Source organism: Actinomyces timonensis DSM 23838 (genome assembly GCF_000295095.1).
Taxonomy (GTDB): domain Bacteria; phylum Actinomycetota; class Actinomycetes; order Actinomycetales; family Actinomycetaceae; genus Actinomyces; species Actinomyces timonensis.
In genome coordinates, this window is sequence record NZ_JH806634.1 from 85,103 (window position 1) to 101,687 (window position 16,585).

Genomic DNA, 16,585 nt, shown 5'->3' on the forward strand with positions numbered 1-16,585 from the left:
GGTTGCCGACGCGCCTCAGGGTTGCCGACGCGCCCCGGGGGAACGTCCACAACCCCGGCGCGCATCCGCAAGTGCGGGGGCGGGGCGTCAACCGTGTGAGCCCATGAGTGAGCCCAGGTGAAGCCTCCTCCGATAGGCGGCCGTCGTGGCCCTCTGGACGGGGGTTCGGCGCTCTGTCCGGGGTCTTCCCCCACTGAACGGGGGTAGCGACCCCGTCCTGTGCCCCGAACCCCCGTCCTGTGCCCCGAACCCGCGTACAGACAGTCCGCACGGAGCGGGGCGTGGGCGTCGTCGGCCAGCGCCTGGAGTCCGCCGCGGGGTGCCTCCTGCACCGTGGGGCGCGGTGGGAACGCAGCCGAAGGTGCTCCGCGCAGCCGCCGGTGCTCCGCGCACCCGCCGAGACCGCCGACCGGGCCATCGACCCCAGCGCCAGCAGACACCAGAGCCAACAGAAAACGGGCTCTTCCGGTTTGAAAGTGTGGACGTAGTGGTGGGCGCGGGGGTACGAGGGGTGTCGAGGCTTTCACAGATCCAGGAGCAGCCCGAGCACCTCACGGATCTCGCTGAGGAGAACTGGCCCTACGACTCCTCGGTTATCAGACAGCCGCGCGACGGAGACAGACCGCACATGCTGACACTGCGCCGCTGAGGGGGCCGTGAGCTGGTTCTGCCCATCGGGTTCGATGTAGACCTCCGCCCCGCTGGGCCGGATGGTCCGGGTCAGCGGGACCACCTGCACCACGTTGGGATCGCCTTGCAGGACGCCGTCCGCGGTGACGACGACACCGGGGCGGCGAAGACCCGCTTCGCTCCCGATGGGCGTGCCAAGATCGACCTCGACGATGTCACCCGAGCTCAGCATTGAGCCACGCTTTCTCATCCGGGTCCAGGTCGGCGTTCAGATCGCGGCCTATCGACAGCTGGCGCAAGGCGCGGAGGGCGCGATCCACGGTCTGGTCAACGCTTTCATTGTTCTGCTTGGCTAGCCGCGTGATGCGGTGGTGCGTCTGCCGCCTCACGCGAATGGTGGTGGTCTCGCTCATGTCGTCAAGCGTAGACGGTGTAGATGAATCCGTCTACAGGTGAGATGGTCGCCTGATCTCTTCCGACCTCCGAAGGAAGGGCCTGCTCACACTGGAACCGGGTACTGGGCTCGGTGGAACTCCGGCTTAGAGGTCGCGCCGGTAGGTCAGGGCTTCCGGTTTGGTCGGTTCGTCCAGCGGTAGCGAGTCCAGGCCTCGCCGATGAGCCTGCGGGTGATGATGATGGCGTTGGCCAGCGCGATGAACGCCTCGATCGCGACGGTTCGCCTCTCGGTGCAGATGAGGAGCTTCTTGAAGCCCCGGTTATGCCACGAGTTCGTGCGCTCGACCACCCACCTCGCCCCGGCTTGGAGCGGTTGGCCCTTGGCGGGCTCTTCCGCTTTTCATTGCGATGGCGCCGTGCCGCACCGCTGTGCGGGACTGGTCTCGTTTGCGGACGCGCCCGGGGCTCATCGTGCTGGGATGATGCCGATGATCATGAGATCCCCGCTCTAGGTGATCTCGCGGAGCGGTGTCCAACCGTAGGGGATAGGCCCAGTGATGCTCGCTCGCGCGACGTCGCGCTGGTGGGACCAGCCCTGGACCTCGTCATCACCTGACGGCTCCATGGCGCCCCGGGCGACACGGAATCCGACGTCGTCCAACCGGGCTGTGGGCATGCTCCCGCGTCGCACGGAAGCGCGGCAACTCCACGTCTTGTCCGCCCATCCGCCTCCTCGGAGGGAGCAGTAGTCCGCGTACCGCGCGGGATCGGCGTAGTCCCAGCACCACTCCCAAACGTTCCCCAGCATGTCGTACAGTCCGAACGCGTTGGGCTGCTTGGTCGCGACAGGTGCGGGGCCGTCGAGCCCGTCCTTCTCCGTCCATGCGATATCCCCGACCTCCCCGTAGCGAGGCCCCTCCGTGCCTGCGCGGCAGGCCCACTCCCACTCGGCCTCAGTGGGGAGCCGGTACCCGTCGGAACCAACATCCCAGAACACGGTTGCGCAGCCGATCCGGTACGCGGGGTCGAGGTTCTCGGCGATGGATGCGGTGTTGCACCAGCGGACCGCCTCGATCCACGACACCCCGCGCACCGGGGCGCTGACTGAATCATCGGTGGCATGACCGATCTGGACCTCGGAGAACTGCGCCACTGTCACAGGTGTTGCTGAGAGCCTGAACGATTCCACCGCGACGGCCCGCGTCGAGGAGGTCCGGGCGTCGCGCATCACGAACTCGCCGCCCTGGATCCGCGCCATCTCGAACAGCACCACCCATCGACTCTATCAGCGGCGCGATCGTGGGTGATCCGCCCTGGGGTCAGTGGCGCGCGACGATGGGCCTGCTGATCTCCGCGGTTCTCAGTCGCAACGGATCCCGCCCCGCTCCTCGGTGACGATGAGGAGCGGGGCGGGACCCGTGAGTGACAATGCCCGGACCCGAGGCGCGAGGCCCATGCCCGGGCCCGCCTGCGGGAGTCAGGTCAGTGAGTGGATCAGCCCTGGGCGCCCTCCCCCTCCGGGGCGGCGGGGGCGTTGGACGCCTCGGCGGCGTCGACGCTCTCGGTCTCGCCCTCACCGGGGCAGGCCTGCGCCTCGGACTCGATGACGCTGCCGTCGGCGGCGTTGACGATGACGGCGACCTCCTGGCCGTTGGCGTCGGTGACCAGGACCTCCCACACGACGGCGGGGCCGGTCTCCTCATCCCAGGAGGCGAGCGCGGTCTCGCCGGCGAGCTTCGCGCCGGGGTTGGCCGCCAGGGAGGCCTGCTCGGCCTGCTCCTGGCTGATCGTCGTCTCGGCCTTCAGGTCGGCCTGGATCTCGGCCTCGGCCTGCTCGACGCTCACCGCGGAAGGCTCCGTGTCAGTGGGGGCGGCCTGCGCCGTCAGGCTTCCGAGGCCAATGCCCCCGGCGACGACGGCGCTGGCGATGGCGGTTCCGATGGCGGTCTTCTTGAGGTTGATACGCATGATGCTCTCCTTGCTGCGCGGTGTGGTGGTGGCCGGTTCGTCCGGCGCCTTGCGGTGATACGAGATTGCCCGAGGGCCGCTGAACGCAGCCTGAAGCAGGCTTCTTCGCGGTATCGCACCGCTCGGGGACAATTGGCAGAGCAGAAGAGAGGAGACGGCGAATGAGCCACCACGCGCCAACGGGAGCCCCCGCGCCGGGCGCCCGCGCGGATGGCGCCGCTGGGGCATCGCCACGCGCGTCACCGCCGTCGCGACGCTCTGCACCGCGGCGGCGCTGGGAGGGGGCTCGGCCGTGGTCGCCCATGCCCTGCGCTCCTCCCTCATCGACGACGCCCGCGCGGCCGCCCTCGACTGCGCCGCCCAGGCCGCCGACCGCCTCGCCGCTGGAACCCCCGCCTCCGAGATCCTCGCCCCCGATGAGATCGCCGCTGGCTGCGAGCTCCAGATCATCGCCGCCGACGGGTCGGTGAGCGCCCCCGAGGACTCCGGCCTGCCCGCCACCCCCCCTCATCGCCCCACCCGCCGACGACGAGCCCGCCACCGCCGTTCTCGACGGCACCGGCGGCAGGGCTGACGGCAGGGACGGCGGGGAGCCCGGTGATGCCGACGGCGCCGTTCCCCGCGTCGTCGCCGCCCAGGCGACCCGCACCCCCGCCGGGCGCATGACCGCCATCGTCGCCGTTCTCGTGCGCCTGGCCGTCCACCGCGCGCTGCGGCCCGTCGTGCGCATCAGCGACGACGTCGCCGCCATCACCGACGCGGGGGAGGACCGGCGCGTGCGCGTGCCCGCCGCCGACGACGAGATCGCCCACCTCGCGCGCACGATGAACGGCACCCTGGAGCGCCTGGCCCGCTCCGATGCCGCCCGGAAGCGCTTCATCGCCGACGCCTCCCACGAGCTGCGCAGCCCCGTCGCCACGCTCCAGATCCACGTTGAGACCGCCCCGCCCGGGCCCGCCGGCCCCCAGGGCGCCCCCGGCTCGCCGGGCGCCCCAGCCGCCCCCGGGGCCACGGCGCTCATCGACAGGGAGGTCGTCTCCGGGGAGGTCCGCCGCCTGGCCGGACTCGTCGAGGACCTGCTCACCGCCGCCAAGGGCGACGCTGGCGGCCTCGAGCTGCGCATGGCCGACTGCGACCTCGACGACGTCGTCCTGGCCGAGGTCCGCCGCCTGCGCGCCGTCACCCACCACGAGGTGCGCCTGCGCCTCGACGCTGCCCAGGTGCGCGGCGACGCCGGCCGCCTCGCCCAGGTCCTGCGCAACCTCCTGGACAACGCCAACCGCCACTCGCGCGGCTGGATCGCCGTCACCGTCGAGCCCACCAGTCAGGGCGGCGCGGACATCGTGCGCGTCCACGTCGACAACGAGGGCCCCGCCCTGCCCCCCGAGCTGCGCGAGCGCGTCTTCGAGCGCTTCGCCCGCCTCGACGAGTCGCGGTCGCGCGACCGCGGCGGCTCCGGCCTCGGCCTGGCCATCGCCCGCATGCTCGCGGGAGCCCACGGGGGGACCCTCGTCGCCGGCGAGTCCCCCGAGGGCTGCTTCCGCATGACCCTCACCCTGCCCCGCATCGACGGCGAGCAGGCGCCCCCTGCCGTCCCCACCCACCCCACAGGAGCAATGCCATGAGAATCCTGCTCGTCGAGGACGAGGTCCCCCTCGCCCAGGCCATCCAGCGCGGCCTCGCCCAGGAGGGCATGGTGGTCGACATCTGCCACAACGGCGTCGACGGCCTATGGCTGGCCACAGAGAACCCGTACGACGTCGTCGTCCTGGACATCATGCTGCCGGGCCACTCCGGGTACACGATCCTGGAGAGGATGCGGGCCGCGGGCGTGTGGACCCCCGTCCTCATGCTCACCGCCAAGGACGGCGAGTACGACGAGGCCGACGCCTTCGACCTGGGTGCCGACGACTACCTCACCAAGCCCTTCCACTTCGTGGTCCTCATGGCCCGCCTGCGCGCCCTCGTGCGCCGGGGCGCCCCCGAGAGGCCGGTCGTCATCGAGGCCGGCGCCCTCGCGCTCGACCCAGTGGCCAAGACCGTGCGCGTGGCCGGCCAGGAGGTGGCGCTCACCGCCAAGCAGTACGCGCTCCTGCACTACCTCGCCCGGCACGTGGGCGAGCCCGTCTCCAAGGCGGAGATCCTCGACAACGTGTGGGGCTCCGACTTCGAGGGCAGCGAGAACATCGTCGAGGCGTACATGCGCAACCTGCGCCGCAAGATCGACATCCCCTTCGAGCGCCACAGCCTGGAGACCCTGCGGGGCATTGGGTACCGCCTCGCCGCCGTCTGACGCCCTCCGCCCCGTCCGCCAGGGCGCGCGGCGCCCACGGACTGGCGCCGCCAGCGGGGAGGCGAGCGGACTCCTCTAGGCTGACGGCGTGAACGAACCCGCCGGCACCGACACTCCCTGGGACTCCTCCCAGTACCTGCGCGCGATCCTTCGCGCCCCCGTCTACGAGGCCGCCGAGCACACGCCCCTGCAGCGCATGGACTCCCTGTCCGCGCGCCTGGGCTGCGAGGTGGCCGCCAAGCGCGAGGACCTGCAGTCCGTCCACTCCTTCAAGATCCGCGGTGCCTACACCTGCATGCGCATGCTCTCCGACGACGAGCGCGCCCGCGGCGTCGTCACCGCCTCCGCTGGGAACCACGCCCAGGGCGTCGCCCGCTCCGCGGCCCTGCTCGGCTGCCGCGCCCTCATCGTCATGCCGACCGTCACCCCGCGCATCAAGGTCGACGCCGTCGCCGCCCTGGGGGGCGAGGTGCTGCTCCATGGTGAGAACTTCGACGCTGCCAAGGCCGAGGCCCAGCGCCTGTCCGACGAGGATGGCCTGACGTATGTGGCGCCCTTCGACGACCCCCGCGTCATCGCCGGCCAGGGAACCATCGGCCTGGAGATCATCCAGCAGGACGCCGGGCTCGACCGCGTCTTCGTGCCCGTGGGCGGGGGCGGTCTGGCCTCCGGCATCGCCGTGCTCATCAAGCAGCTCCTGCCGAACGTGCGCGTCATCGGCGTCGAGCACGAGGAGTCGGCCTGCCTGAGCGCGGCCATCGCCGAGGGGGAGCCCGTCACCCTCGGCCGCGTGGGGCTCTTCGCCGAGGGCGTGGCCGTGCGCCGCATCGGGGACGAGACCTACCGCCTGTGCTCCGAGCTGCTCGACGACGTCATCACCGTCTCCTCCGACGAGGTCTCCGCCGCCGTCAAGGACCTCTTCGAGGACCTGCGCGCCATCTCCGAGCCCTCCGGCGCCGTCGCCCTGGCGGGCCTCAAGCGCTACGCCTTGGAGCACCGCCTGACGGGGGAGCGCCTGGCCTGCGTCGTGTCGGGAGCCAACCTCAACTTCCACCAGATGCGCTACATCTCCGAGCGCGCCGAGATCGGCGAGCAGCGCGAGGCGATCCTGGGCGTGACCATCCCCGAGGAGCGCGGCTCCTTCCTCCGCTTCGCGCGGATCCTCGGCGGCCGCAGCGTCACCGAGTTCAACTACCGGGTCGCGGCGGGCTCCGACGGCTCCCTCGAGTCCGGCCCCGCCCGCATCTTCGTGGGCGTGGGGCTCAGCCGCGGGCGCGAGGAGCGCGCCGAGATCGTCGCCGACCTGGAGAAGGCCGGGTACGGCGTCGTCGACCTCACCGACGACGAGCTCGCCAAGGTCCACGTGCGATCCATGATCGGCGGGCGGGCCCCGGCGGGAGTGGCCGAGCGGCTCTTCAGCTTCGAGTTCCCCGAGTCGCCCGGCGCCCTCGTCCACTTCCTCGAGGTGCTCGGCACCCGCTGGAACGTCACCCTCTTCCACTACCGCACCGACGGCGCCGACTACGGCCGCATCCTGTGCGCCTTCCAGGTGGGCCAGCGGGGCCTCAGCCCAGAGGCGGAGGCCCGCGAGCTGCGCGAGCACATGGATCGCCTCGGCTACGCCTACCACGAGGAGACGGAGGATCCCGCCGCCGGATTCTTCCTGGCGCGCTGAGGCCCACCCGCGCCGCCGCCTGCCGCGCCAGCGCCCCCGGGCCGGGAGACGCGCTCTCATTGCCCGAAGGCCATGCCGGGCAGCGCGTCCGGCGGGTAGTCGTCATAGGGCGTGAAGAACCAGGCGAAGTGGCGCCAGATCGACTCGGGCAGATCTCGCAGGGTGATGAGCGGCCGCTCGATGGAGGGCCCCGGCGCCATGAGCGGGGACCAGACGCCGTCGGCGCTCACGTGGTAGAGCAGGAGTGACAGCGGGTGCTCCGCGTGCCCCCACCGGGTGAGCGACCACGTCAGCAGCGCGTCGAGATGCGCCTCATCAACTCCCTCGGACAGGGGGAGGATCCCGAGTGTCTCCTGCTCCGGCAGCGCCAGGACGAAGCCGTCGGGCGGATGCGGAATGCGCCGCTGCTCGCAGACCTCGGTCAGGCTCATCGCCAGCGCCGCGGTCAGCATCGACTCCGAGCCGATGAGGTGGATTCCCTCGCCCGTGTCCACATGCTCCGCCATGTCCAGGACGATGCGCGCGTTGGCGACGGCGGCGGCATCCACGCGCTCCTCACCCAGGCGCTCGTTGAGGCGGGCCGAGGGCTGGGACAGCAGGAGCCCGCCGATATCCATGACGCGGGTCAGGCGCAGGCCTGGGGCGATCTCCGGCTCATCGGCCTCCGCGGGGATGTTCCTGCTCGGCGGCACCAATCGCAGCCGCAGGGCGCCCAGGATCTCCTCGTCCGAGTAGTCCTCGAGCTCGCGCGGCGTGCCATCGGGGCGCACGGCCGCCATGAGCCCGCTGATGTGGTGGCCGACCGCCTCCTCCCACAGGTCCCGCTCCGTGCGGGCCAGGCACGCCGCGATGCGGTGCAGGACGAGCCTCGCCCCCTGGGGCGTGCGGAGGGAGACGGGGGAATCGAGCCGGCTCCCGGGGAAGCGCAGGCCCACCTGGCGCAGCATCTCCGCGCGCAGCCAGTCGGCGTCGCGAACCGAGAGGTCGGGCAGGAAGGGATCGGGCGGGGAAGAGGAGGGGAGTGCTTGGCGGGAGGCGGCTCGGGCGGCGATGCCCGCCGCACGGCGGGAGCGCGCTGATCGGGAACTGGAGTGGTGCTGGCGGGAATGGTGTCGTGCTGGTCTCACTGTGCTCATGCCGACGACGCTAGGCTGAGAGCGCGCGCCCCGAGAGGAACCCTCCTCAACAGGGCGCCGAACCGGAGCATCTCGAGATATGTGGGTCATGACAAGCCTATATGTGGTCTCAGGGCCATGTGAGGAGGCTTTGACAAGTGGGGCCCGGCCACTAAACTGATTCGCGTATCGACTAGAAGGCATTGGTCTTATTGGCTAATGCTTTAAACGTTCGCAATTCCTGCAAGGAGTCCCTCATGACCACCCGTATCGCCGTCGTTCACGGCTCCGTCCGCCCCACCTCCGCCGGTGCCGCCGTCTCCGACTGGGTCGCCGCCCAGGCCGGCCTGGTCGAGGGCGTCGAGGCTGAGGTCCTTCACCTGACCGACTTCAATCTCCCCTTCTTCGTCGAGGAGCTCCCGCCGGCCATCGCCATGCCCAAGGACCCCGCCGGGGTGGCCTGGAATGAGAAACTCGGCTCCTACGACGCCGTCATCTTCGTGACCCCCGAGTACGACCACTCGATCCCCGGTTCCCTGAAGAACGCCATCGACTACCTCGTCCCCTCCGTCCTGGAGAGCAAGGCCATCGGCATGGTCGGCTACTCCTACCAGCTCGGCCTGCGCGCCATCGAGCACCTGCGCCAGGTCCTGGGCTCCTTCAACTCCTTCGTCGTCGGCCCGCACGTCGCCCTGCACGTCGCGACCGACTGGACCGACGGCGAGTTCACCCCCGCGGCTTTCCACGAGGGCGAGGTCCCGGCGATGGTCAAGGCGATCGTCGCCGCCACCCACTGATGCTCTCTGCCCGTCCCTGACGCACCGCAGCGCTGACCCCGGTGACCTGACACGGGGGTGAAGCGCCGCGACGGCGCCACCCGGGGCGCCACGCCTCTCGCGCGGACCAACCTGTTGGCCCGCGCGAGAGGCGTTTTCCGTGCTCCGGTGTCCTTCGGGCCTATCTGTCGCTGGTCGTCGTAGACGGCCGGGCCTCCCCGTCGCGCGGTTCGACGGCGCCCTCCCGGCCTCACGACTGTGTCGCGAGTCATGGCCCCCGGCGCCCTCGCGGTGGGAAGAAAGGCCTAGACTGTTTGATGATTCAAGTACTGCAGACGCGGTACCCCGAGACATCAAGGAGTTGTCATGACCACGATCGCCGTCATCCTCGGATCCGTCCGCCCCAACCGCGCTGGCGCCTCCGTCGCCGAGTGGGTCGCCTCCAAGGCGAACGAGGTCGAGGGAGTCCAGGCCGAGATCCTCGACCTCGCCGCCTTCAACCTGCCCATCTTCACCGAGGAGCTGCCCCCCATGATGGCCCCGGCCAAGGATCCGGCCGCCGTCGCGTGGAACGAGGCCCTCGCCGGATTCGACGCCTTCATCATCGTCAGCCCCGAGTACAACCACTCGGTGCCCGGCGGCCTGAAGAACGCCATCGACTTCATCACCCCCTCCGTGCTCGCCAACCGCGCCGTCGGCCTCGTCGGCTACTCCTACTCCGCCGGCCACCGCCAGATCGAGCACCTGCGCGCCATCCTGGCCAACTTCACCACCGGCGTTGTCGGCGCCCAGGTCAACCTGCACCTCGCCACCGACTTCGCGGGCGGCGCCTTCGCCCCCGCCGCCTTCCACGACGGCGAGGTCGCCGGTCTCGTCCAGGCCCTCGTCGCCCAGGACAAGGCCCTCGCAACCCTGCGCTGAGCGCCCGAGAGTCTGGGGGCTGCCGCTGGGCCACTGGGCCCAGCGGGAACTCCGCATCGCGAGCGGGCCCGGTGACCACATGGTCACCGGGCCCGCTTCTCTCACCGTGAGGGCCGTGAGGGCTGTGAGCGTCCGGTGGGCCGTTGCCCCGTGGGCTCAGTCGACCTCGAGCGGCCGGTAGCGGTTGACCGCCGCCGCCACATCCACCATCCGTGGCCGCACGAGGAACGCCCCGCCCTCGTCGAGCGCGTCCAGCCCCTCGTCGTCGAGCAGGGCCTCCAAGTCCTCCAGGCACTCGCGCAGCGTGGAGGCCGCATCGAAGCGCTGCTCCAGCAGGGCGCGCAGGGCGTGGGCCGTCGCCTCGGCCTGGCCCGGGTCGACGATCCCTGCCACATCCGAGATGTCGACCTCCTCGCGGTCCAGGGTCAGGGAGTCGGTGCCCCGCGCCCGGGTGCGGATCGGGCCGCGCCGCGTGCGCGCGGGCGAGGGGGCCGGGACGCGCCCGGGCCCGAGGGGGAAGTCGTCCAGCGCCGTCGTCTCCCTGGGCTGATCGGCGACGACGGCGCGCGCCTGCTCGGTGGCGTCGCGCAGCTCGTAGGAGTCCAGGAGGAGGACGTGGTCGGCCACGTCCAGGTAGTCCCCGGAGCCGCCCATGACCATGACCGTGGAGACGCCCAGGCGCGAGGACAGCGCTCCGACCCGGTCCACCAGCGGGGTGATCGGCTCTCGCTCGGCGGCCACGAGGGAGCGCATGCGCGCGTCGCGGATGAGCAGGTTCGTCGCCGAGGTGTCCTCATCGAGGAGCAGCGCTGTGGCCCCCGCCTCGACGGCCTCGATGATCGCCGCCGCCTGGGAGGTCGAGCCCGAGGCGTTGCGGGTGGTGAAGGCGGCGGTGTCCCTGCCCGCGGGCAGGTGGGAGATGAAGGGCGTGAGGTCGACGCCCGTGACGGCCCGGCCATCGGCGGCCCGCACCTTGACGGCGTCGGGGACGGTGGCGACGAGCTCGCGGCCGTCGCCCGGAACATGCGGGTAGACGCCCCGCTCGATCGCCGCCAGGAGCGTGGACTTTCCGTGGTAGCCGCCGCCCACGATCACCGTCACGCCAGCGGGAACCGCCGTGCCGCGCACCGCGCCGGCATGGGGGAGCTCGACGGTGGCCGCCAGGGAGTCCGGGGCCCGCAAGGCCACGGCGCCCGAGCGCAGCGGCTCATCGCTCACGCCCGAGCGGCGCGGCAGGAGGGAGCCGTCGGCGAGGAAGGAGACCCATCCCGCCTCACGGACGGCGGCGGTGAGCGCCCGGTGGTCCTCCAGGGCCTCCACATGGGCGAGGAGCCGCTCGGCGCGCGCCCCGGTGAGGTCGAGGGCCTCCTCGATCTCGCGGGTGAGGTCCCGGCCGACGATCCGGGCGGCCTCATGGCCCTGGATGGAGCGGCCCTGGGCGGGCAGGGACATGCGGGCGCGCACCTCGATGGTCCAGTCGGCGGCGCTCGTGCTGCTGGGGTTATCGGCGTCGGCACGGCCGTCGGAGTCGTCTGGGCCGTCGGGGCTGTTGGCAGCCGGGAGGAGGACGACGGCGGAGCGCTCCAGGATCTCCTGGCCCGGCACCGCGATGGACAGGGCCGTGCCCTTGAAGCCCGCGTGGATCTCGCGGGTGAGGAAGTCGGCGAGCGCGAGGCGGCGGTCCGCCGTCGCCAGTAGCCCTTCCTCGGCCAGGAGCGCCAGCGAGGGAAGGTTGGTGGGCGCGGTGACCCGGATGCGCGTCGGCGGGGCGTAGGGATCGGACTGGACGCGGTCGATGTGGAGCGTCCAGCCCTCCGGGGCCAGGTAGCGCCCGACGATCGCGCGGTAGGCCGGGTAGGCGCGGCCATCGAGGGCGTGGAGGTGGCCGACGAGCTCGTTCAGCGCGCCATCGCGCGGCTCGTCGTCGTAGCGGCGGCGCCCGCCGTCGCGATAGCCGGAGCCGCCCCGGCCCCCGTAACCGCCGTCGCGGTACCCACCGCGATCGCCACGGGAGTCACGGTAGTCACGGTGGCCCCGGTATCCGCGATCGCCCCCGCGCTGATCGTCGCGCCTGCCGTAGCCGCCGTCCCTGCCCGAGTACCTGTCATCGCTCATGGGCAGATCCTGGCACACGGCGCGCGCGGGTTCGCCATCCGGCGTCCCCGGCCCCCACACTGAGGCCATGAATGAGCCGAAGGACATGATGAGCGCCGTCGCCGCTTCCATGGAGGCCCGCACGGGACGAGACCTGGAGGCCTGGTGCGCCCTCGTCGAGGCGCGAGCCGGCGCGGGCGATCTCGACCCCCTCGACCAGAAAGGCGTGCGGGCCTGGCTCAAAGAGGCCCACGGCCTGCCCCAGAACTCGCAATGGGCCGTGGCCGACGCCGTCGCCCGCCGTGCCGGCTGGGTCCCGCCCACGATCGAGGACTACGTGCTGGCCATGTACTCCGGGAAGAAGGCGCCGCTGCGCCCGCTCCACGACGCCGTGCTGGCCGCCGCGCTCTCGCTCGACGGCGCGCAGGCGCAGGGACGGGCCACCTACATCCCCGTCGTCCGCCGCACCCAGTTCGCCGCAGTCGGGCCGGGTACGAAGGGCCGGCTCCGCGTGGGGTTGCGCTTCCGAGGCGAGGTCCCCGACGACCCGCGCCTTGAGGATGCCAAGGGCTTCGCCCAGGCCACGCATGTCGTCCACCTCGCCCCGCTGGGCCCCGAGGGCGCCGCCGTCGAGCCCGCCGCTGCCGCGAGCTCGCTTCTCCCACTCCTGCGCCTGGCCTGGAAAGCGGCGGCCTGAGCGCCGCGCCGTCGTGAGTGACGGGCTGACCGTTATCCGACTGGGCGCCGGGCGAGGGTGGGCGCGTCATCTACGATCCCGGGTCATGACTGGACTGCCCGCCTCCCTGGCCGCCGCGCTCACCGGACTCGGCACGGGTTTGGGGCTCATCGTGGCCATCGGCGCGCAGAACGCCTGGGTGCTGCGCCAGGGCGTGCGCCGCGAGCACATTGGGCTGGTCATGCTCATCTGCGCGATCTCCGACGCCGTCCTCATCGCCGTGGGCACGGGCGCGATCAGCGTTGTCTCCTCCCTCGCCCCCTGGGTACTGGAGGCGCTGCGCTGGGGCGGCGTCGCCTACCTCGTGTTCTTCGCGATCAACTCCTTCCGCTCGGCGCTGCGGCCGGGGGCGCTGGAGGAGCGGGCTCGGTCGCGCTCACGACGCTCGCCCTGACCTGGCTCAACCCCCACGTCTACCTCGACACCGTGCTCATGCTCGGCACGGTCACCAACCACTTCGGCCCCGATCGCTGGTGGGCGGCGCTGGGAGCCACCGCCGCGTCCGTCATCTGGTTCGCTGGGCTCGGCCTCGGGGCGCGGGCGCTGTCCGGACTGCTCGCGAGCCCCCGCACCTGGAGGGTGATCGACGCGCTCGTCGGCGTCATCATGCTCCTCGTGGCCTGGCACCTCGCCACCGGCGCGTGAGAATGGCCAGCTTTGAGGATTGCTCGGGGCGGAAACCGCCTGGGCCGAGAGGGGGTTCGCGATCAACCCTCTCTGACCTGCGGCGACGTGCGACGTGACGCGGTGTCAGGAAAAGGGATCCTCAAACCTGGCCACATTCCGTGATCGCGGGCTACTGAGGGGGCAGTACATCCGTCTGCGCGGGCAGGTTGGCGACGCCCACGGGGCAGGTGACGCCGTTGGGCCCGTGGTTGCAGTAGCCGCCCGGGTTCTTCTCCAGGTAGCCCTGGTGGTAGTCCTCCGCCAGGTAGTAGGGGCCGCCGAACTCCGCGTACTGCACCGACGCCGGATCGATCGTCGTCGTGCTCCTGCCCAGCCCGAGCCGGCTCAACTCGCTCTGGAAGGCCTTGAGCGTGGCGGTGGCCACCGCGTACTGCTCGGGCGTCGTTGTCCAGACGGCGGAGCGGTACTGGGGGCCGATGTCATTGCCGTGGCGGTTGAGCTGGGTGGAGTCGTGGTTCTCCCAGAAGGCGCGCAGCAGCGCCTCGCCGCCGCGCCCCGCGACCACGGGGTTGTAGGCGACGAGCACCGTCTCCGCGTGGCCGGTCTGGGCGGTGCAGACCTCCTGGTAGGTGGGGTTGGGCGTGGTCCCGCCCATGTAGCCCACCGAGGTGACGACGACGCCCGGCTGGCGCCACATGATCCGCTCCACGCCCCAGAAGCAGCCGCCAGCGAGGTAGATGACCTCGGTGCCCTTGGGCCAGGGGCCGGTCAGAGGAGTGCCGAGGACGACGTGGCTGCCGGGCTCGGGGAGCACAGGGGTCTCGTGGCCGGGGATAACGTGATTGCGGGACGGAGCGGTCATATGAGAACGCTACCGTCCCGCAGTGCGGTGAGCCCCGTCGGTCCGGCGCCCTTCGCTCAAGGCGAGGCGCGGGAATCCCCCGCCCCAGCTCGCAGCCTGCTCAGACGCGGCTGACCTTGAGGATCTCCGCGGTGATCTTCTTGCCGTTCGGGGCGTCGTAGGAGACCTTCTCGCCCGCGGCGTGCCCCATGAGGGCCTTGCCCAGCGGGGCGTCGGGGGAGAAGACCTTGACGCCCTCGGGGACGTCCTCGGCGATCTCCTGGCCGCCCAGGGCGAAGCGCTGCTCCTTGCCCGCCACCTTCGCGGTGACGATCGTGCCCGCGGAGACGGTGCCGTCAGCGGCGGCCTCGCCGATCTGGGCGTTCTCCAGTGTCTCGGTCAGCGCGATGATGCGGGCCTCGTTGAGGGCGGCCTCCTCGCGGGCGGCGTGGTAGCCGGCGTTCTCGCGCAGGTCTCCCTCCTGGCGGGCCGCCTCGACGCGCTGGGCGATCTCCTTGCGCTCCTCGCCCTTGCGGTGCTCGAGCTCGGCGGTCAGGCGGTCGAAGGCCTCCTGGGTCAGCCAGGTTCCCTGCTTCTCGGTGTCCGCTGCCATGGGGGTACTCCTCGATGTGGTGGTCAGTGATGCGCCGACGACGGTGTCGCGGCAACAACCCCGACGCGCACCGGCGGCGCTCGGGGTTGGTCGTATGAGGGGCGAGTCTACATCGGTCGACCTGAGACCGGCCTGGGAATCGCGCCTGCCCGCAGGATTCCGGTCGCAGGGCTGAGCCGGGGCGGCCGGGATCAGCCGAGCACCGCGATGTAGCAGGCCACGGCGTGGCAAGCCCAGGCCGCCACCGTGCAGGTGTGGAACACCTCGTGGAAGCCGAACCAGCGGGGGAGCGGGTCGGGCCGCTTGCGCGCGTACACGATCGCGCCGACCGTGTATGTCAGGCCCCCGGCCACGAGCAGCCACACGATCGCGGGACCGCCTGAGCGCCAGAACGAGGGCAGGAACCAGACCGCCACCCAGCCCAGCACGATGTACAGGGCCGTCCTCAGCCAGCGCGGCGCCCCTGGCCACACCAGGGACATGGCGATCCCCGCCGCCGCGCCGCCCCAGACGATGCCGAGCACGAGGCGCTCCGTCGCGGAATCGAGCAGGGCCACGGACAGGGGCGTGTAGGTGCCGGCGATGAGCAGGTAGATATTGGCGTGGTCGATGCGCTGCAGCGCACCGGAGACGGCTCGCGGGAAATGGCCGTTGCCCAGGTGGTAGAGGCCCGAGTTGGCGAACAGCAGCAGTGAGCACGCCAGGTACACGGCGCTGGCCCACCTCAGTGCCGCGCCGCTGGCCAGGGCGGTCAGGACGATGCAGGCCGCCAGTGCCAAGGGCGCCGTGATGGCGTGGATCCACCCGCGCAGCCGGGGCTTGACGGGCTTCATCCTGGCCAGCGCCCGCGCGGGCTGGCGGCCCGCGCCCCGCTCGCGGGAGAGGGCGGTCTCGCCCGCGTCGCGGCGCGGGTCAGCGTCAGTGCGCATCGAACCTCCTGGAGGGCGCCGACGATGGGCTCAGGGGCGGCGACCCGAACCTACGGTACCGTAGGTTCGGATGGGGAGGAAGGACCGCCACTTTCGGGCGGCGCGCACGATACCGTTGCTTCTAAGGCGAAGCCCGGGCCATCACCCAGCCGGGCCCACGCGCGCGTGCGAAGGAGAGACATGGCGGACGGCTTCCTCTACGGGCTCTATGAGCGCCGCCTGTCCGCGCGCCTCGACTCCTCCCGCGCGCCCCGCCACGTCGGCGTCATCCTCGACGGCAACCGCCGCTGGGCCAAGGCCCTGGGGATCGGCGCCTCCCAAGGGCACAAGCGCGGGGCGGACAAGATCGAGGAGTTCCTCGGCTGGGCGGATGACGCGGGCGTCACCGTCGTCACGCTCTGGCTGCTGAGCACGGACAACCTCTCCCGTGATCCCTCCGAGCTCGCCCCCCTGCTCGACATCATCGCCCAGGCCGTGGAGGACCTCGCGGGCACCGGCCGGTGGCGGCTGCGCCTCATGGGCGCCACCGGCCTCCTGCCCGCCGAGGTCGCCGCGCGCCTGCGCGACGCGGTGTCCGCCACCGCTCCGGGCGCCGACTCCGGGGAGGCGGGGGAGCCGGATAAGCGGATGGAGGTCAATATCGCCGTCGGCTACGGGGGTCGCCAGGAGATCGCCGACGCCGTCCGCGAGATCCTGCGCGAGCGCGCCGCCGCCGGGGCGAGCCTGGAGGAGGTCGCCGCCTCCCTCAGCGAGGAGGACATCACCGACCACCTCTACACCAAGGGCCAGCCCGACCCCGATCTGCTCATCCGCACCTCTGGCGAGCAGCGCCTCTCAGGCTTCCTCCTGTGGCAGTCGGTCCACTCCGAGTTCTACTTCTGCGAGGTCAACTGGCCGGCCTTCCGCCGCGTCGACTTCCTGCGCGCCCTGCGCGACTACGCCGGGCGCGAGCGCCGAATGGGCCGCTGAGA

General features: G+C 71.6%; 17 protein-coding genes and 2 pseudogenes. 9 read left to right on the forward strand and 10 right to left on the reverse strand.

The features are described 5' to 3' along the window. Positions 1–523: 523 nt before the first annotated feature. The 5 genes and pseudogenes from A1QA_RS0110640 to A1QA_RS16220 form a co-directional block, all read right to left on the reverse strand. A complete protein-coding gene (locus tag A1QA_RS0110640) occupies positions 524–862 on the reverse strand; it encodes a type II toxin-antitoxin system PemK/MazF family toxin (RefSeq protein ID WP_017178887.1) in 339 nt (112 codons plus the stop codon). Further along, positions 846–1,043, reverse strand: a complete 198-nt coding sequence (locus A1QA_RS0110645) for a hypothetical protein (protein WP_017178888.1) — start codon at positions 1,041–1,043, stop codon at positions 846–848. The genes A1QA_RS0110640 and A1QA_RS0110645 overlap by 17 nt, the downstream gene beginning before the upstream one ends. A gap of 146 nt (positions 1,044–1,189) precedes the next feature. Beyond that, positions 1,190–1,408 (reverse strand): annotated as a pseudogene (locus A1QA_RS0110650) (IS5/IS1182 family transposase); the annotation flags it as partial. 126 nt (positions 1,409–1,534) lie between these two features. After that, positions 1,535–2,299 carry a formylglycine-generating enzyme family protein gene (locus A1QA_RS14460; protein WP_017178890.1) on the reverse strand — a complete coding sequence of 255 codons (765 nt, stop codon included), beginning with the start codon at positions 2,297–2,299 and terminating at the stop codon, positions 1,535–1,537. A 221-nt stretch (positions 2,300–2,520) separates the two neighbouring features. Further along, positions 2,521–2,994, reverse strand: coding sequence for a PepSY domain-containing protein (locus tag A1QA_RS16220; RefSeq protein ID WP_017178891.1), 474 nt, complete (start codon positions 2,992–2,994; stop codon positions 2,521–2,523). A 292-nt stretch (positions 2,995–3,286) separates the two neighbouring features. Between A1QA_RS16220 and A1QA_RS16030 the strand changes: the two genes are divergently transcribed. From A1QA_RS16030 to ilvA, 4 genes are all read left to right on the forward strand, one after another. Further along, a complete protein-coding gene (locus A1QA_RS16030; protein ID WP_017178892.1) occupies positions 3,287–3,568 on the forward strand; it encodes a hypothetical protein in 282 nt (93 codons plus the stop codon). A gap of 88 nt (positions 3,569–3,656) precedes the next feature. Further along, entirely contained in the window at positions 3,657–4,619 is a 963-nt protein-coding gene (locus tag A1QA_RS0110670; RefSeq protein WP_017178893.1) for a sensor histidine kinase, read from the forward strand. After that, positions 4,616–5,287, forward strand: coding sequence for a response regulator transcription factor (locus A1QA_RS0110675; RefSeq protein ID WP_017178894.1), 672 nt, complete (start codon positions 4,616–4,618; stop codon positions 5,285–5,287). Before A1QA_RS0110670 ends, A1QA_RS0110675 begins: the two co-directional genes overlap by 4 nt. A gap of 88 nt (positions 5,288–5,375) precedes the next feature. Next, positions 5,376–6,962, forward strand: a complete 1,587-nt coding sequence (gene ilvA / locus A1QA_RS0110680) for a threonine ammonia-lyase, biosynthetic (RefSeq protein WP_017178895.1) — start codon at positions 5,376–5,378, stop codon at positions 6,960–6,962. Positions 6,963–7,018: 56 nt separating this feature from the next. Here the strand turns inward: ilvA and A1QA_RS0110685 are convergent, their stop codons facing one another. After that, a complete protein-coding gene (locus A1QA_RS0110685) occupies positions 7,019–8,098 on the reverse strand; it encodes a hypothetical protein (RefSeq protein WP_154652385.1) in 1,080 nt (359 codons plus the stop codon). Between the two features lie 236 nt (positions 8,099–8,334). Between A1QA_RS0110685 and A1QA_RS0110690 the strand changes: the two genes are divergently transcribed. Further along, complete coding sequence (locus tag A1QA_RS0110690; RefSeq protein WP_017178897.1) at positions 8,335–8,874, forward strand: NADPH-dependent FMN reductase; 540 nt, start codon at positions 8,335–8,337, stop codon at positions 8,872–8,874. 345 nt (positions 8,875–9,219) lie between these two features. Continuing rightward, positions 9,220–9,774 carry an NADPH-dependent FMN reductase gene (locus A1QA_RS0110695; protein WP_017178898.1) on the forward strand — a complete coding sequence of 185 codons (555 nt, stop codon included), beginning with the start codon at positions 9,220–9,222 and terminating at the stop codon, positions 9,772–9,774. 156 nt (positions 9,775–9,930) lie between these two features. On the opposite strand, the gene A1QA_RS0110700 is transcribed toward A1QA_RS0110695, so the two are convergent. Then, complete coding sequence (locus tag A1QA_RS0110700) at positions 9,931–11,889, reverse strand: ABC-ATPase domain-containing protein (protein WP_017178899.1); 1,959 nt, start codon at positions 11,887–11,889, stop codon at positions 9,931–9,933. 67 nt (positions 11,890–11,956) lie between these two features. Here A1QA_RS0110700 and A1QA_RS14465 point away from each other — a divergent pair, with 67 nt between their 5' ends. Next, entirely contained in the window at positions 11,957–12,565 is a 609-nt protein-coding gene (locus A1QA_RS14465) for a DUF5655 domain-containing protein (protein WP_154652386.1), read from the forward strand. 85 nt (positions 12,566–12,650) lie between these two features. Continuing rightward, positions 12,651–13,249: pseudogene (locus A1QA_RS14470) on the forward strand (LysE/ArgO family amino acid transporter). 151 nt (positions 13,250–13,400) lie between these two features. On the opposite strand, the gene msrA reads toward A1QA_RS14470, so the two are convergent. From msrA to trhA, 3 genes are all read right to left on the reverse strand, one after another. Next, positions 13,401–14,093 carry a peptide-methionine (S)-S-oxide reductase MsrA gene (gene msrA / locus A1QA_RS0110715; RefSeq protein ID WP_026048875.1) on the reverse strand — a complete coding sequence of 231 codons (693 nt, stop codon included), beginning with the start codon at positions 14,091–14,093 and terminating at the stop codon, positions 13,401–13,403. A 100-nt stretch (positions 14,094–14,193) separates the two neighbouring features. Continuing rightward, positions 14,194–14,685, reverse strand: a complete 492-nt coding sequence (locus A1QA_RS0110720) for a GreA/GreB family elongation factor (protein ID WP_017178904.1) — start codon at positions 14,683–14,685, stop codon at positions 14,194–14,196. Positions 14,686–14,876: 191 nt separating this feature from the next. Beyond that, complete coding sequence (gene trhA, locus A1QA_RS0110725) at positions 14,877–15,518, reverse strand: PAQR family membrane homeostasis protein TrhA (RefSeq protein ID WP_051000668.1); 642 nt, start codon at positions 15,516–15,518, stop codon at positions 14,877–14,879. 276 nt (positions 15,519–15,794) lie between these two features. Here trhA and A1QA_RS0110730 point away from each other — a divergent pair, with 276 nt between their 5' ends. Continuing rightward, positions 15,795–16,583 (forward strand): isoprenyl transferase, encoded by a 789-nt coding sequence (locus tag A1QA_RS0110730; protein ID WP_017178906.1) that lies wholly within the window; start codon positions 15,795–15,797, stop codon positions 16,581–16,583. Positions 16,584–16,585: the final 2 nt, after the last annotated feature.

Coding starts and splice junctions, on each gene's coding strand:
- A1QA_RS0110640 (WP_017178887.1), bottom strand. CDS start 862: ATGCTGAGCTCGGGTGACATCGTCGAGGTCGATCTTGGCACGCCCATC.
- A1QA_RS0110645 (WP_017178888.1), bottom strand. CDS start 1,043: ATGAGCGAGACCACCACCATTCGCGTGAGGCGGCAGACGCACCACCGC.
- A1QA_RS16220 (WP_017178891.1), bottom strand. CDS start 2,994: ATGCGTATCAACCTCAAGAAGACCGCCATCGGAACCGCCATCGCCAGC.
- A1QA_RS0110670 (WP_017178893.1), top strand. CDS start 3,657: ATGACCGCCATCGTCGCCGTTCTCGTGCGCCTGGCCGTCCACCGCGCG.
- A1QA_RS0110675 (WP_017178894.1), top strand. CDS start 4,616: ATGAGAATCCTGCTCGTCGAGGACGAGGTCCCCCTCGCCCAGGCCATC.
- A1QA_RS0110685 (WP_154652385.1), bottom strand. CDS start 8,098: ATGAGCACAGTGAGACCAGCACGACACCATTCCCGCCAGCACCACTCC.
- A1QA_RS0110690 (WP_017178897.1), top strand. CDS start 8,335: ATGACCACCCGTATCGCCGTCGTTCACGGCTCCGTCCGCCCCACCTCC.
- A1QA_RS0110695 (WP_017178898.1), top strand. CDS start 9,220: ATGACCACGATCGCCGTCATCCTCGGATCCGTCCGCCCCAACCGCGCT.
- A1QA_RS0110700 (WP_017178899.1), bottom strand. CDS start 11,889: ATGAGCGATGACAGGTACTCGGGCAGGGACGGCGGCTACGGCAGGCGC.
- A1QA_RS14465 (WP_154652386.1), top strand. CDS start 11,957: ATGAATGAGCCGAAGGACATGATGAGCGCCGTCGCCGCTTCCATGGAG.
- msrA (WP_026048875.1), bottom strand. CDS start 14,093: ATGACCGCTCCGTCCCGCAATCACGTTATCCCCGGCCACGAGACCCCT.
- A1QA_RS0110720 (WP_017178904.1), bottom strand. CDS start 14,685: ATGGCAGCGGACACCGAGAAGCAGGGAACCTGGCTGACCCAGGAGGCC.
- trhA (WP_051000668.1), bottom strand. CDS start 15,518: ATGAAGCCCGTCAAGCCCCGGCTGCGCGGGTGGATCCACGCCATCACG.
- A1QA_RS0110730 (WP_017178906.1), top strand. CDS start 15,795: ATGGCGGACGGCTTCCTCTACGGGCTCTATGAGCGCCGCCTGTCCGCG.